The sequence below is a fragment of the Lactobacillus iners genome (genome assembly GCF_011058775.1).
Taxonomy (GTDB): Bacteria; Bacillota; Bacilli; order Lactobacillales; family Lactobacillaceae; genus Lactobacillus; species Lactobacillus iners.
In genome coordinates this window covers 1,151,502-1,167,085 of record NZ_CP049230.1, presented here as the reverse complement: position 1 = coordinate 1,167,085, position 15,584 = coordinate 1,151,502, and the positions used below count along the sequence as shown (strand labels likewise).

At 33.1% G+C, this 15,584-nt stretch carries 17 protein-coding genes, 1 riboswitch and 1 other annotated feature; of the genes, 14 read left to right on the top strand and 3 right to left on the bottom strand.

From position 1 onward, the window contains the following. Positions 1–75 precede the first annotated feature (75 nt). The 5 genes from gltX (at position 76) to G6Z82_RS05665 (ending at position 4,953) form a co-directional block, all read left to right on the top strand. Positions 76–1,575: a glutamate--tRNA ligase gene (gltX, locus tag G6Z82_RS05685; protein WP_006737771.1), complete on the top strand. Its 1,500-nt coding sequence runs from the start codon at positions 76–78 to the stop codon at positions 1,573–1,575. Between the two features lie 120 nt (positions 1,576–1,695). Further along, positions 1,696–3,108, top strand: coding sequence for a cysteine--tRNA ligase (cysS, locus tag G6Z82_RS05680; protein ID WP_164785923.1), 1,413 nt, complete (start codon positions 1,696–1,698; stop codon positions 3,106–3,108). Beyond that, the gene (locus G6Z82_RS05675; RefSeq protein ID WP_006733655.1) at positions 3,095–3,538 is read left to right on the top strand and encodes a Mini-ribonuclease 3; all 444 of its coding nucleotides are present in this window, start codon (positions 3,095–3,097) and stop codon (positions 3,536–3,538) included. The genes cysS and G6Z82_RS05675 overlap by 14 nt, the downstream gene beginning before the upstream one ends. Beyond that, positions 3,519–4,295 (top strand): 23S rRNA (guanosine(2251)-2'-O)-methyltransferase RlmB, encoded by a 777-nt coding sequence (gene rlmB / locus G6Z82_RS05670; RefSeq protein WP_006730544.1) that lies wholly within the window; start codon positions 3,519–3,521, stop codon positions 4,293–4,295. Before G6Z82_RS05675 ends, rlmB begins: the two co-directional genes overlap by 20 nt. A 112-nt stretch (positions 4,296–4,407) precedes the next feature. After that, positions 4,408–4,953, top strand: coding sequence for a DNA-directed RNA polymerase sigma-70 factor (locus tag G6Z82_RS05665; protein ID WP_006733706.1), 546 nt, complete (start codon positions 4,408–4,410; stop codon positions 4,951–4,953). A 113-nt stretch (positions 4,954–5,066) separates the two neighbouring features. Here G6Z82_RS05665 and G6Z82_RS05660 read toward each other — a convergent pair whose 3' ends face one another. After that, on the bottom strand, positions 5,067–6,332 hold the full coding sequence (locus G6Z82_RS05660; RefSeq protein WP_102215354.1) for an MFS transporter: 1,266 nt from the start codon (positions 6,330–6,332) through the stop codon (positions 5,067–5,069). A 138-nt stretch (positions 6,333–6,470) separates the two neighbouring features. On the opposite strand from G6Z82_RS05660, the gene rpmG reads away from it, so the two are divergent. The 7 genes from rpmG to rplL all read left to right on the top strand — a co-directional run bounded on the left by rpmG (position 6,471) and on the right by rplL (position 9,928). Then, positions 6,471–6,620: a 50S ribosomal protein L33 gene (rpmG, locus tag G6Z82_RS05655; RefSeq protein WP_006729462.1), complete on the top strand. Its 150-nt coding sequence runs from the start codon at positions 6,471–6,473 to the stop codon at positions 6,618–6,620. A 5-nt stretch (positions 6,621–6,625) separates the two neighbouring features. After that, positions 6,626–6,793 carry a preprotein translocase subunit SecE gene (gene secE / locus G6Z82_RS05650; protein WP_006729463.1) on the top strand — a complete coding sequence of 56 codons (168 nt, stop codon included), beginning with the start codon at positions 6,626–6,628 and terminating at the stop codon, positions 6,791–6,793. A gap of 77 nt (positions 6,794–6,870) precedes the next feature. Beyond that, entirely contained in the window at positions 6,871–7,422 is a 552-nt protein-coding gene (gene nusG, locus G6Z82_RS05645) for a transcription termination/antitermination protein NusG (protein ID WP_006729464.1), read from the top strand. Positions 7,423–7,563: 141 nt separating this feature from the next. Next, the gene (gene rplK, locus G6Z82_RS05640; protein WP_006729465.1) at positions 7,564–7,989 is read left to right on the top strand and encodes a 50S ribosomal protein L11; all 426 of its coding nucleotides are present in this window, start codon (positions 7,564–7,566) and stop codon (positions 7,987–7,989) included. A 96-nt stretch (positions 7,990–8,085) separates the two neighbouring features. After that, positions 8,086–8,778: a 50S ribosomal protein L1 gene (gene rplA / locus G6Z82_RS05635; RefSeq protein WP_006729466.1), complete on the top strand. Its 693-nt coding sequence runs from the start codon at positions 8,086–8,088 to the stop codon at positions 8,776–8,778. An 85-nt stretch (positions 8,779–8,863) separates the two neighbouring features. Next, positions 8,864–8,982: a sequence feature (ribosomal protein L10 leader region), on the top strand. 38 nt (positions 8,983–9,020) lie between these two features. Beyond that, positions 9,021–9,521: a 50S ribosomal protein L10 gene (rplJ, locus tag G6Z82_RS05630; protein ID WP_006732436.1), complete on the top strand. Its 501-nt coding sequence runs from the start codon at positions 9,021–9,023 to the stop codon at positions 9,519–9,521. A gap of 44 nt (positions 9,522–9,565) precedes the next feature. Beyond that, entirely contained in the window at positions 9,566–9,928 is a 363-nt protein-coding gene (gene rplL, locus G6Z82_RS05625) for a 50S ribosomal protein L7/L12 (RefSeq protein ID WP_006732421.1), read from the top strand. Between the two features lie 78 nt (positions 9,929–10,006). Here the strand turns inward: rplL and G6Z82_RS05620 are convergent, their stop codons facing one another. Continuing rightward, on the bottom strand, positions 10,007–11,290 hold the full coding sequence (locus tag G6Z82_RS05620; RefSeq protein ID WP_164785922.1) for a nucleobase:cation symporter-2 family protein: 1,284 nt from the start codon (positions 11,288–11,290) through the stop codon (positions 10,007–10,009). Continuing rightward, positions 11,290–11,868, bottom strand: a complete 579-nt coding sequence (locus G6Z82_RS05615) for a xanthine phosphoribosyltransferase (protein ID WP_164785920.1) — start codon at positions 11,866–11,868, stop codon at positions 11,290–11,292. Before G6Z82_RS05615 ends, G6Z82_RS05620 begins: the two co-directional genes overlap by 1 nt. Positions 11,869–11,936: 68 nt before the next feature. Beyond that, a riboswitch (purine riboswitch) is annotated at positions 11,937–12,034 on the bottom strand. Positions 12,035–12,206: 172 nt separating this feature from the next. Here G6Z82_RS05615 and guaA point away from each other — a divergent pair. Then, the gene (gene guaA, locus G6Z82_RS05610; protein WP_164785918.1) at positions 12,207–13,760 is read left to right on the top strand and encodes a glutamine-hydrolyzing GMP synthase; all 1,554 of its coding nucleotides are present in this window, start codon (positions 12,207–12,209) and stop codon (positions 13,758–13,760) included. Between the two features lie 172 nt (positions 13,761–13,932). After that, a complete protein-coding gene (locus G6Z82_RS05605) occupies positions 13,933–15,297 on the top strand; it encodes a HEPN domain-containing protein (RefSeq protein ID WP_006730539.1) in 1,365 nt (454 codons plus the stop codon). Positions 15,298–15,584: the final 287 nt, after the last annotated feature.

Genomic DNA, 15,584 nt, shown 5'->3' with positions numbered 1-15,584 from the left:
AACTTTTTGATGGAAACGAGTAAACTATCATAGGTGTATAGTAATAATTTTTTTAATTGAAAGAGGCGTTTGGATTTGGCTAAAGAAAAAATTCGTGTACGTTATGCCCCTAGTCCAACGGGACATTTACATATTGGTAATGCACGTACAGCATTGTTTAATTACTTATTTGCTCGCCATAATAAGGGAACTATGGTTTTGCGAATTGAGGATACTGATCAAAAGCGTAATGTTGAAGGTGGATCTAAATCACAGATGGAAAATCTACATTGGCTAGGAATCGATTGGGATGAAGGCCCTGATGTAGGTGGTGAATATGGACCATATAGACAGTCTGAAAGAAAAGATATCTATAATAAGTATATTCAACAACTTTTAGATGAAGGTAAAGCATATTATTCATATACTACTTCTGAGGAATTAGAAGCACAACGTGAAGAACAACGTGCGATGGGTATAGCACCTCATTATACTTATGAATATGAGGGAATGACAGCAGATGAGATTAAGCAAGCACAAGCAGCTGCAGAAGCTAAAGGATTAAAGCCTGTTGTTAGAATTCACATACCAGAGCGTCGGACATATGCTTGGGATGATATGGTTAAAGGTCACGTATCTTTTGAGTCTGATACCATTGGTGGCGACTTTGTTATTCAAAAACGTGATGGTATGCCTACTTACAATTTTGCAGTAGTAATTGATGATCATTTGATGGAAATTACTCATGTTTTACGTGGTGATGATCATGTCGCAAATACTCCAAAACAGTTGGTAGTTTATGAAGCCTTTAATTGGACACCGCCTAAATTTGCCCATATGACTTTGATAATCAATGCAGCTACTGGTAAAAAGCTTTCTAAGCGTGATGAATCTGTGCTTCAATTTATTGAACAATATCGTGATCTTGGATATTTACCAGATGCAATGTTTAATTTTATTACTTTGTTAGGTTGGTCCCCTGTAGGTGAAAGTGAACTATTTGGACGCAAAGAGTTGATTAAGTTATTTGATCCCAAGAGATTATCCAAATCTCCAGCTGCTTTTGATAAAAAGAAGCTTGAGTGGGTAAATAATCAATATGTCAAGAATGCTGATCGTGATACATTGTTGGATTTATCTTTAAATAATTTGCAAGAAGCAGGATTAGTAGAGCAGGATCCTAATCCAGAAAAAATGGAGTGGATACGTCAATTAGTAAATATTTATTCTGTTCAGATGTCTTATACTAAACAGATTGTAGATTTGGGACGAATTTTCTTTGAAGAGGAACCTAAGTTAACTGAAGCTGAACTTGATGAAATTAAGAATGATGATGCTCGCCCAGTGATTGAAGAATTTAAAAAACAATTATCACAGGTGCCACGTTTTACTGCTGTGCAAGCTATGAATGCAATTATGGCAACTAGAGCTGCTACAGGAGTTAAAGGTAGAAAACTATTTATGCCAATAAGAATAGCTGCTACTCGTTCTATGATTGGACCTGGTATTGGAGAAGCAATTGAATTGATGGGTAAAGAAAGAGTTATGCATCATTTGGAACTTACTTTAAACGAGTTGAATGAAGCTAATATTTAAAAAGTATGGTTGCTTTTTTACAGTTAAAAATAGGATGCAAGTCGTATGTATACGGGTTGGATTCTATTTTTTTTTTGTTAAAATAAATAATAAGAATATACTGCAGAAAGAGGTACATTGGTGAAAATATTTAATACATTATCCAATAAAAAGGAAGAATTTAAGCCGCAAATTGCGGGTAAAGTCAATATGTATGTATGTGGACCAACAGTTTATAATTACATTCATATTGGTAATGCACGTAGTGTTATTGCTTTTGACACCATCCGCCGGTATTTGGAATATCGTGGTTATGAAGTAAAGTATATTTCTAATTTTACTGATGTAGATGACAAAATGATTAATCAAGCACGAAAAGAAAATGTTAGTGTTGCTGATTTAGCAGATAGATATATTAAGGCATTTGTTGCTGATACTACAGCCTTAAATATAAAACCAGCTACATTTAATCCTCGTGCTACGGAAGAAATTACTGATATCATTAGCTTTATTAAAGTATTAATAGCTAAAGGATACGCTTATGTAGTAGATAATGATGTATATTTCAGAGCTAAAAAATTTACCAAATATGGTTGTCTGAGTGGTCAAAATATTGATGAATTAGAAGAAGGTGCTTCGCAACACATTAGTGTAGAAGAACAAAAGAAAAAAGAAGATGCGATTGATTTTGCATTATGGAAAGGTCAGAAGACTTTAGATGAGATTGCTTGGAATTCTCCTTGGGGCAAAGGAAGACCAGGATGGCATATAGAATGCTCTGTTATGAGTACTAAATATTTGGGCAATACAATTGATATTCATGGTGGTGGACAAGATTTGCAATTTCCACATCATGAAAATGAATTGGCTCAAAGTGAAGCTAAAACTGGGCAAAAATTTGTCAATTATTGGTTACACAATGGTTTTGTTACCGTAGGTGAGAAGCAAGAAAAAATGTCTAAATCATTGAATAATTTTATTACGGTACATGATTTATTAAAAAAGGTTGATCCGCAAGTATTACGTTTTTATATGTCTAGTGTTCAATATAGAAAGCCTATTAATTATACGGAAGATGGATTAAGACAAGCAGGAACAGTATTAAAACGCTATAAAAATATTTTGCGTAATATCGAAGAACGCTTGTCCGAGAAAAATGATGCCACAGATTCTGATTTAGCAGAGCGACTAATTGATGCCAAGAAAAAATTTATAGCTGCAATGGATGATGATTTTAATGTGCAAAATGCATTAAGTGTGATGCATGAATTGACTTTGCATGTAAATGTTCACTTGAATAACGATTTCATTGATCATAAAAATTTACAGGATTTTGTTCAATTAATGGATGAGTGGTTGCTGATTTTTGGTGTAAAAATTACTACTGAAATGGAAAATGATGATACTATTCAAAAATTGGTAGATCAACGAAATCTTGCACGACAAAACAAAGATTGGGCGACTAGTGATCAAATTCGAGATGAATTATTAGCGAAGGGAATTATTTTAGAAGATACTCCACAAGGAACTAGGTGGCATCATGTTAAAGCCTAAAAAAATAGTTGAAAAAGATATTGATCCTAATACCATAGGTTCACTAGCCTTAGCTTATTTAGGAGATGGTGTTTATGAGGCAGCCATTAGGCAACATTTAGTAAAGGGTGGGATTGTTCGCCCTCAGCATTTGCAAGGTTACGCTACTCATTATGTCTCTGCTAAAGCTCAAGCAGGATTAATCACTAAGATGAAAGATCTAAATAAATTAACTGCTGAAGAAATAGCCATCTTTAAACGGGGAAGAAATGCTAATAGTTATACACATGCTAAAAACACGAGTATTAGCACATATAAACTTTCAACTGGATTTGAAGCAATGATTGGTTATCTATATCTATCAAAGCAATATGATCGTTTGGATAATCTCATCGCTTGGTGTATTGAACAAGTGGAAAATGGAGAAAATAATGAAAAGCGATTCAAATAATGTTGATTTTGTCTTTGGTAGACATGCAGGGTTAGATTTTTTGAGAACGCAGGATGCAAGCTTGATTAATAAGATTTTTTTGCAAAATGGTGTGCAGGCAAGTATAGCTGATCAAGTGTATCAATTAGCTAAAAAGAAAAAAATAATAGTTCAAAGTGTTCCCAAAAGCAAATTAGATAAGTTAGTTGATCAGCAAAATCATCAAGGTCTTGTTTTGGCAATTACGCCTTTTGAATATACTGATTTGAATGATTTACTAAAAAGCATTGAAGAAAAAGCTGATCCATTTTTATTAATGCTGGATTCAATTGAAGATCCACATAATTTGGGTTCAATTTTAAGAACAGCAGATGCTACTGGCGTTGATGGTATTATTATTCCACAGAGACGGGCTAGTGGATTAACTTCCGTTGTAGCTAAAACTTCAACTGGTGCGATTGATTATGTCCCTGTAGTCCGTGTTAACAATTTGGTACAAACCGTTGATACCTTAAAAGATAAAGGTTATTGGTTTTTTGGTACAGCGATGTCAGGTGATAATTATACTAATTGGGATGCACGTGGAAAATGTGTATTGGTTATCGGTAATGAAGGTAAAGGAATATCACCATTGCTACTTAAACAAATGGACCAAACATTAACTATTCCGATGACAGGACACGTGCAATCTTTGAATGCTGGTGTTGCTACTGGAATTTTGTTATATCAAATGTTTAATAGCAGACAAGCTGTCAAAAATGGACAAATTAAGCAATAATTATTAATTTTGCTTGACATAAATTATATAGTGTTTGCTTGAATAAATGTTCGCTTAAAAGATAATATTTTAACTACTAATCTGATATAAAAAAGTGAAAGAGGAATTTTTTGTGTCAGATAGTGAGTTAATTATGAGGGTGAAACAAAAAGATAATGATGCCTTACAGCAGTTGTTTGTGCGATACAAACCTGTAGTAAATAAAATCAAAGCCCAATATTATGTTAGAAATTATGATTATCAGGATTGGGATCAAGAAGCAATGATAGTTTGTTATGAAGCTTGCTGTTTGTACGATTTTGAAAGAAATAGTCAATTTGGAGCTTTTTATAAAACTAAATTTACGAATCATGTTCGGTCTTTATTACGTTATGAATTAGCGAAAAGACGTGAAGCTAATAGAACTGCTATATCTTATGAATATGGTAATGATACTGGTATCATAATGGAAAAGTTTACTAATGATTATAAATTGCCAATTAGTGAAATTTATTCTCAATTTTTAAGCAATTTAAGTGAATTGGAGTTACTATCCATTTTAGTTTATTTAGGAAAATTATCGCATCAACAAGCTTGTAAAATTGGACGTTGTGATCGACTTAAACTTTTGCAGGCTAAAGCACGGTGTAAAAGGAAATTAAAAGATGAATTATTTTAATTTGATCTGTTGAAAGAAATCAAGCACTTTTAGCTTGAGTGATGCGGATGTAACTGTTAGAATAGCGATATTGAATATCATCAAAAAATGTAGCCTGATGACAGGCTACATTTTTATTTTTTATTTGGATAATTTTTAAGTGTCAAGGCTAGTAAGATAAAACTAATCAAAAAGGCCAAGATATTAAGATACCAACCAATATTATAAGAATTTGTAGTATCAAATAAAAATGCATCGATTAAAATAGCAAATGATAAAGCTAAAGCCCCGACCATATTGATAATTGATAAAATGTTACTATAGTCTTTAACACCAAATTCTTTTTTAATTAAATATGGTAAAGCAACCAAGCAGATTCCTTGCCCTAATCCTAGAATAAATGCTGATAAAACTAGGCTTAAGCCATTTTTTAATATAATTTGTCCATACCAGCCGCTTATTCCAAATAAAGCAAAGAATAGTAAAACAACTTTGGCATTGAAATAGTCTAATAAAAAACCGATAGATATTTTACCTAATGCTGCTCCAAACATGATTCCTGATACTACCAATCCAGCAGTTTGTATAGAAAAACCAATGTGGAGGATAGAGCCTGATACGTGTTGAACAGATCCTGATACAAATTGCAATAAAAACATAGCTATTGCTAAAGAATAGAAGACTATTGTTTTTCGAGCTTGTTTGAATGTTAATCCTGACTCGTTTCCTGGTTTTACATGATCAACTTTACTAGGTTCGCCATATGCATGATGTTTATCATTAGGTTGAGGAATAATGGTTAATGATGCTGGCACTAGTATTAACAAAATTAATAGGGCCTCAAAAATAAACCCCCCCCGCCAGCCAAAAGATTTAATAACATCAGCAACTAGCGGATTAAATATTGTACCACCGATACCTGATAAGCCTAAAGCAATTCCCATTACTGTTCCTAATTTAGCATTAAACCATTTTTGTAGTAATACTGGTATAGATAGGATAAAAGCTCCAGGCTGACAGATCCCAATAATGATATATACTATGTAAAACCAACCTAAATTATTAGCAATGCTTAAACTTAAAAAGCCAATTCCAATGATTGCAAATAAAATCGTTAGTAACCATTTTAAGTTAACTTTAGACATAATTTTTCCAGCAATTAGCAAAGTGATTGCTGAAGCTAAATTTTGTAAGGTAACCATTAGTGAAATACTTGATTTGTTAACATGTAATTCTTTGCATAAAGGAATAAAAAATAAACCTACCGTATTAACAATTAGTCCAAATCCAATTAGTGATATGAGACAGCTTACTATAAAAATCCACCAGGCATATATACTGCGTTGATTTGTCACAATAAATAACCTACTTTCTAACAAAATATAATCAATAAATATCATAAACTAAAAAAGTACAAGATATCTCTTAAATTGGTAAGTTTAAGTTTTTTTTATAAAATATAAGCAAATCTTTAGTAAATAATAAATTGAAAAAAGTGCATTTATTTGTTAAGATAGTTTAAGCTTAGGAGTGATTGTATGGTAGTAAAGAAAGCATCACTTGCATGTACAATATGCGGATCACGTAATTATTCAATTGCAGCAAGTAAAAGTAGAACTCAGAGATTGGAATTAAATAAATTCTGCAAATATTGCGGTAAGAAGACTTTGCATAAAGAAACGAGGTAATTTAAATGTTTAAATTTATCAAAGAAGTTATAGCTTCTATGAAAAAAGTAACTTGGCCTACATTAGAGCAAAATAGGCGTGATACTTCTACTGTTGTATGGTGTTCAATTTTATTTGCTGCTTATTTGGGCGTGCTTGATTTTATATTCCAACAATTAGTTAAATTATTGTAAAATCTATGGTATAATTTCTTATATCTTATTGTGGCCTCCATTGGAGGTTTTTTATTTGCTTAATTAAGGAGAAATAAATGGTAGAAAGCAGTAAAAAACAATGGTATGTATTGCATACTTATTCAGGATATGAAGAGAAAGTAAAAAAAGATGTATTATCACGTGCTCAGTCTATGGGGATGCAAGATTATATTTTTAGAGTAATCGTTCCCGAAGTTAAGAAAAATGAAGTGGTGCGTGGTCAGGAACAAAAGGTTGATGAAAAAGTATTTCCTGGTTATGTTTTAGTAGAGATGGTTATGACTGATGAAAGCTGGTTTGTAGTTAGAAACACGCCTAATGTTACTGGTTTTGTTGGTAGTCACGGTGGTGGTTCTAAGCCTTCTCCATTGTATGACGATGAAATAAAACGTATTCTAGCTGATCAAAATAAAGAAGCCGCACCTCAAAGTTATGATTTTGAGGTAGGAGAAACTGTTACTATTACTGAAGGTCCATTTAAGAATATGGAAGGTAAGATTAATAGTATCCAAACAGATAAAGAAAAATTACTTGTTTCTATTGACATGTTTGGTAGAGAAACTAATGCCGAGTTAGACTTCACACAAGTTAAAAAATTTGAGGCTTAAGCTGATTTATAAAATTAGTTACATCATTTGTTGAAATTAATTGTAAAAGATGATATTATACTGTAGTATCTTTATTATTGTGGGAGGAGAGAAAGGAAATCTCCATTATAACCACATCACGGAATCAAGGAGGTATTGACCGTGGCAAAGAAAGTAATTAACGTAGTTAAACTACAAATACCAGCTGGTGCAGCTACTCCTGCACCTCCAGTTGGTCCTGCATTGGGACAAGCCGGCATTAATATTGTTGGTTTTACAAAGGATTTCAATGCACGTACCGCAGATCAAAAGGGTATGATTATCCCTGTTGTTATTACAGTATATGAAGATCGTTCATTTGACTTCATTACTAAGACTCCACCTGCAGCAGTTCTTTTGAAAAAAGCTGCTAAAGTTGAAAAAGGATCTGGCGAACCTAATACTAAGAAAGTTGCAAAAGTAACTAAAGCTCAAGTTAAGGAAATCGCTGAAACCAAAATGCAAGATCTAAACGCTGCAGACGTTGAAGCTGCTATGCGCATGATTGAAGGTACTGCTAGAAGCATGGGCTTCGAAGTAGAAGATTAATCCATTTTCTAGAATGTCGGATCGTTAATCAAAGTTAACGAATCAGCGTGGGAGAGTTGAAGACTCGTTTGACCACATTTGCAAGGAGGAAATCACATGCCAAAGCATGGAAAGAAATATTTAGAAGCAGCAAAACTTGTTGAAGCTGGCAAGTTTTATACTGTTGATGAAGCTATGGAGTTAGTTAAGAAGACTTCATACGCAGGCTTCGATGCAACTGTTGAAGTTTCATTTAATTTATCAGTAGATCCAAAGCAAGCTGATCAACAAATTCGTGGATCACTTGTTCTTCCAAATGGAACAGGAAAGACCCAAAAAGTAATTGTTTTTGCTGAAGGACCTCAAGCTGAAGCTGCTAAAGCAGCAGGTGCTGATGAAGTTGGATCAGATGACTTAGTAGAAAAAGTTCAAAATGGCTATTTTGACTTTGATGTTGTTGTTGCTACACCAATGATGATGGCTAAGGTTGGTCGCTTAGGTCGTGTATTAGGACCTAAGGGTTTAATGCCTAACCCAAAGACTGGAACTGTAACAATGGATGTTGCTAAGGCTGTTGAGAATGTTAAAGCTGGACAAGTTGAATACCGTGTTGATAAACAAGGTTTAATTCATGCACCTATCGGTAAAGTTTCATTTGAAAGTGCAAAACTTGCTGAAAACTTTAATGCTTTACGTGAAGTTATTTTACGTGCTCGTCCTGCAGCAGCTAAGGGACAATACATGAAGTCAGTTGCAGTATCAGCAACATTTGGCCCTGGTATCTATTTAGATCCAATGACTTTAATGTAATTGAATAAGAAAGAAGTCATATCATAAATATGACTTTTTTTATGCCAATATATGTTGACAAAAAAAATTATAGTTGTTATTATATCAAAGGATGAAAGTTCTACCGAAGACTCGGGTGGCGTAAAGCCTTAATATCCCGCCGAGGCCAAGAAAGAATGGATATTTAATGCCACGTCTTTTTGGCGTGGTTTTTTGATTCTTACAGTAGAATTTATCTTAAAAAAATTTTGGAGGTGAATTCATTGAGTAAAGCTGCTATTGCTGCTAAAGAGAAATATGTTGATGCCTTTTCTGAGGAGTTAAAAGCTGCTAAGTCACTTTTAGTAGTTGACTACCTTGGCTTGACTGTTGACGAAGTAACAAGTTTACGTAAGGAATTACGTGAATCTGATGTTAAGATGAAAGTAGTCAAGAATACTTATTTAAAGCGTGCTGCTGAAAAAGCTGGCATTGAAGGCTTAGACGAAACTTTCTCAGGACCATCAGCTGTTGTTTATACCGATAACGCAGATGATATTACTGAACCTGCTCGTATTGTTTCAAAATATGCTAAGGATATTGAAGCATTATCAATTAAGGGTGGATTGCTTGAAGGTAAGGTTACCAGCGAAGAAGAGATCAAGCAAATCGCTTCCATTCCAGGTCGTGAAGGATTGCTTTCAATGCTTGTTTCTGTATTGCAGGCACCTGTTCGCAATGTTGCATATGCTGTTAAGGCTGTTGCTGAATCAAAGGGCGAATAAGATATCGTTCTATATATAATTAATTATTTTGGAGGAAAGTTATAATGGCTTTAGAAACTGATAAGATTATTGAAGCTTTAAAAGGTGCTTCAATTCTTGAATTGAATGACTTAGTAAAAGCAATTGAAGAAGAATTTGGCGTAACTGCTGCTGCTCCTGTTGCAGCTGCTGCTACTGCAGCTGCAGCTGCAGCTAAGACTGAATTTGATGTTGAATTAACAGAAATTGGTCAAGAAAAAGTTAAGGTTATCAAGGTTGTTAAGGAAATCACTGGCCTTGGTCTTAAGGATTCAAAAGACCTTGTTGATGGTGCACCAAAGAACATCAAAGAAGGCGTTTCAGAAGCAGAAGCTAACGATATCAAGGCTAAACTTGAAGAAGTTGGTGCAAAAGTTACTGTTAAGTAATTTATTAAATCTGTATTTGCTGCCTTTAAATACGAAAAAAAACCTGACCATTCGGTCAGGTTTTTTATTTTGTAATAATTACTTGTTTTTATTTCTTTTACTAAATAATAAATTTAACATTGTGGCACTAAAACTTGCTACTACAATACCATTACCTAAGAAAAGTTGTAATGTTTTTGGTAATTGTTGAAAAATTTGTGGATAGACACTTACGCCTAAACCTAAGCCAATTGAAGTGGCTATAATTAATATATTTTCTGATTTACTAATATCTACTTGGGAAAGCATGTTAACACCTTGAACGACCACAATGGCAAACATAATTAACATAGCTCCTCCGAGTACTGAAACAGGAATGATCGAAACTAATGCTCCTATTTTTGGTAATAATCCCATTAGCATTAAAAATCCTGCAGCCCAGTAAATTGGCTTTTTGGAAGTAATGTCAGATAATTCTAAGACACCAACATTGTTAGAAAAAGTAGTGTAAGGAAATGTGTTAAAAATCCCACCTAAAATTTGAGCTAAACCTTCAGCACGGTATCCTTTGGTTAAGTCTTGTTTAGTTATATCTTTATTAATAATATTACCGATTGCTAAGAAAACACCAGTTGATTCCACCATGGAAACCACTGCGATAATAATCATAGTAATACATGATGAGATTTCAAACGATGGAGCACCAAAGTAGAAAGGTTGTGGTAAGTGGAACCATGAAGCTTGAGCTACGGGTTCTAATGAAACCATACCAAGTGTACTTGCAATCATTGTACCGAAGATCAAACCTAAGAGAATGGAAATTGATTTTAAAAATCCTTTACCAAATGCTTGGAAAGCTAAAATTATTAAAACGGTTGCAAATCCAGTGGCTAAACATTTAATATCACCAAAGTTTTTAGCAAGACTATTGCCACCACCAATATTTTGAAAAGCAATTGGAATTAAAGATAGACCAATGACTGTAATTAAACTACCTGTAACTACTGGTGGAAATAGTTTCTTAATCCTTGCAAATTGACTGGAAATTAAGACTACAAAGATACCAGCAACGATGATTGCACCATACATAGTAGTTATAGAAAAATGTTGACCAATCATTTGTAGGGGAGCTACTGCCTGAATAGCACATCCTAAAACAACAGGCAAGCCTATACCAAAGTATTTGTTTCTGAAAAGTTGTACAGCAGTTGCTAAACCACACATGAAAATATCTATAGATATTAAATATGTCATTTGTGCACTGTTAAAATGTAATGCGGTACCGATTAACATTGGTACTGCAACAGCACCGGAGTACATAGCTAATAAATGTTGTAAACCTAAAATAGCTTGTTTTCCTAAATTTGTATTTTGTTTATCCATTATTCTTCTCCCACAAAATGAACCGTGTTGTTGTCAAAATTTGCAATGCGTGCCAATGATTCTAAATGATAACCGTTATCGACAATCCATTTACTGCCTCCCTGAAATGTTTTTTCAATTACAATACCAACTCCAGCTACTTTAGAGTTAGCTTTTTTGGCTATATTGATTAGCCCCTTAACAGCTTCACCATTAGCTAAAAAATCGTCAATGATTAAAACTGAATCATCTTTGCTTAAAAACTTTTTATCCACATTTATTTTGTTAGTAACTTGTTTGGTATAAGAAAAAACTTCTGTTTCATAACATTCCTTATTTAAAGTGGATGGCTTAGATTTGCGAGCAAAAACTACAGGAACGTGAAAAATTAAGCCTGTAGTTAAAGCTGGTGCAATACCAGATGCTTCACATGTTAATATTTTTGTTATTTTTTCTCCGTTAAATAGTTTGCCAAATTCTTGCCCAATGGCAAACATTAAATCTGGATCTATTTGATGATTTAAAAACGAATTAACTTTTAATACGTTTCCTGGTAATAGTTCACCATCTTGGCGAATACGTTTTTCTAAAATTTCCACAATATCCTCCTAATACAAAAATAAGGACTTTTTACCCAAGCTATAGGTAAAAAAGCCCTTATTACAGAGAATATTAGCTTAAAACCTATAGTCCAAAATTTACGGTTTTGGGTAGAAACTATCAACCTTATTATGACAATATATAAGTTTATTTTTTTGATTTCGATTTTAATTCTAGCAAAATAATAACGATAAAACAATAAAAATAAAAAAACTTTAAGAGGATACTCGAATGCATTATCAAAAAAATATCTAAAATATTCGTATTTTATATTTGACGAAAGCCAAAATTATTAGTAATCTTTAGAGGATAGGAAAGCTGAAAAAGGAGTAAAAAGGTGACGAAAAAAAATTTGAGAGATTTTGATAAAATTATTGTGCTAGATTTTGGTAGCCAATATAATCAATTAATCACAAGACGACTACGTGATTTTGGTATTTATTCTGAATTGTTATCACATGATCTTTCAGCAGAAAAGATTAAGGAGATTAATCCTAAGGGAATAATTTTTTCTGGTGGTCCTAATAGTGTTTATGATCAAGATGCAATGAGAATAGATTCTGATATTTTTAAATTAGGAATTCCTGTATTAGGAATTTGTTATGGAATGCAGCTTATTTCGCATGTATTTGGTGGCAAAGTAGAGCGTGCTGAAAATTCTGAATATGGACGTGCAGATATTTCTGTTACAGATACCACTGAAGGCTTATTTGCGGAACTGCCTGTTAAACAAACCGTATGGATGAGTCATGGTGATTTAGTTACTCAAGTACCAGCAGGTTTTACAACTATAGCTTCTAGTGTAAACTGTCCAATTGCTGCGATTGCCAATGCTGAAAAAAATATTTATGGTATTCAATTCCATGCCGAAGTTCGTAACTCTGAATACGGTTTGGATATCTTGAAGAATTTTGCTTTTAATATTTGTCATGCTGAAGCTAACTGGACAATGGACGATTTCATTGGTATGGAAATTGAAGATATTCGTCAAACTGTTGGCAACAAAAAAGTTATTTTAGGATTATCTGGTGGTGTAGACTCTAGTGTAACTGCAACCTTATTACATCGAGCAATCGGTGATCAATTAACTGCTATTTTTGTTGATCATGGTATGTTGAGAAAAAATGAAGCTGAGCAAGTAATGGCAGCTTTAAATAAGGAATTGGGTATTAACATCATCAAAGTTGATGCTGCTGACAGATTTTTATCTAAGTTAGCGGGTGTTACTGAACCTGAAAAAAAACGGAAGATTATCGGCAAAGAATTTATTGAAGTATTCAATGAAGAAGCTCAAAAATTGAAGGACATTGATTTTCTTGCTCAGGGAACTTTATATACAGATGTGATTGAAAGTGGTACTAACACTGCCAAAACTATCAAATCCCACCACAACGTAGGTGGTCTTCCTAAAGATATGCACTTTAGCTTGATTGAACCATTACGCAAATTATTTAAAGATGAAGTACGTGTTTTAGGCGAAAAATTAGGTTTGCCACATGATTTAGTATGGCGTCAACCATTTCCGGGCCCAGGTCTAGGTATTAGGGTAATTGGCGAAATTACAGCGGAAAAATTAGCCATAGTACGTGAAAGTGATGCAATTTTACGTGAAGAAATTAAGAATGCTGGCTTGCAAGAAGATATTTGGCAATACTTTACAGTTTTACCAGGTATTCGTTCAGTTGGTGTTATGGGTGATGGTCGTACATACGATTACACAATTGGTATTAGAGCAGTTACATCAATAGACGGTATGACTGCTGATTTTGCTCATATTCCATGGGAAGTTTTGCAAAAAATTTCTACTAGAATTGTTAATGATGTCGATCATATTAACCGTGTAGTCTATGATATTACTTCTAAGCCACCTGCAACTATCGAATGGGAATAAAAGGATAATGTTAGTTAGTATTGGAACACTGATATAACAGCATTTAGCAAGAATAAAAACTGCTTAAAAGGGTTTCTTTTGACATGAAAGTATGCCAAAAGTATGCCAGAATATAAACAGAACTCTTAGCTCTTTATGGCTAAGAGTTTTTTATTGAGAAAGAAGACTAATAATGAATAAAGTAAAAAATCTTCCTAATTTAGCTAAAAAAATTAAACGTATCATTGGTAAAATGGTAAGAGAAAATAATAAATTACTAAAAAAGTCAATGTCAGAAGATTATGATATGAGAAAAGATCCCAACTTATATGCAGTAAAATTTGGTAATAGATTATTATTCATTACTAAAGGTGCACATGAAGATTTTGTTAATCTTTTGGAAAATGTTGAGATAGTATTCAATGCTGAAAATATAGAGTACGATATTGATCAAATATCTTCTAAGCTTGAGAAATTCGTTGATAACATTGTTTCTAATAATGAGCCTTATAATCTGGATATGATAAATAGTTTTATTGATAGTATTAAAAAACCCAATTATAAGATTTATTTCTTTAGATTATTTGATTTTGCATATAAAGGAAAAATTAGTCTTGGTCAAAACATTATAATTATTAGTGGTCAGGAACTGTTGAAAGAAATACCTGAAGCTGAAGATTTGAACCGTAAAGCGGAAGAAAATCCAAAATATGAAAAATTAATTCAGCCAGAAGATATTTTATTAGGAGTATCCGTAATAGATTCAGGGAAAAGCGATAAAAGCTATTATCGTGCTTTAGCTTCTGCTAATTATATAAATAATATTATTAATTTCCTAAATGGTTTTAATCATAAACCTAGCCGGGTATTAGAACTAAGTCAACATATTATTCAAGAAGACGGATTGTATCAATTTACTAATAAAAGTGGGCATTTTTCAACTAAACAAACGCCTGGAATTTTGGAAGACGGTTGGAGTACATCAACAGGCATAAATCCAGATAATAGAAAAAAAGCAAATATGAATTTTGATAAACGTTGGTTGCCAATAATTTCCTTAATTGTTGAAGACTCAAATAAATTAACACCATTGCAAAAACAATGTGCAAGAGCCATTGATTGGATTGGTGATGGGATAGTTAACTCTAATCAAACTAAACAATTTTTGCAAATTATGATCTCGCTTGAAACAATAGTTGAACAAGATCCGGATAAATTAAAAGATAAATTAGAGAAGGATAAGCTTTGGAAAGAGGGATTATCCGTTTCAATTGAAGATCAATTAGTATCAATAATTAATTTAACTTGTTATCAGGGAGTTAAACCGCAGCAACTTAAGAAAAGCGATGCAGCCATTAAAAGAGCGTATGGATTAAGATCGAGAATTACGCATGATGGGGAGAAATTTCCGCAGGTTGATGCGACTGAAATGCTTAATACGTGGTATGGTTTAATATATACAATTATTACTGATGTTATGTTTACTAGTCGTTGGAATAATGTTTATGATTTGTGGAAAGCTGCAAATTTAAATATAAAAAACAATAAGAAGAATTAAAGTAGAAACTGCTAATTATCTAGATTAGCAGTTTTTGTATGATCAATTAGATATAATATATTTATCAAGTATTGAAGGGACAGGGAATAAAACCATTATATTAGTTAGAGTTGGAATGCCGATATATCAGCATTTAACAGGAACAAAAACTACTTAAAAAGGTATTAATTGACATAGAAATATGCCAAAAAGAAGGAGCTCTTAGTGTGATAACTAAGGGCTTTTGTCATGTTTGAAGTATTGAGTTAGATGTTAGATTCAACGATAATAGTATTAATGAATATTAT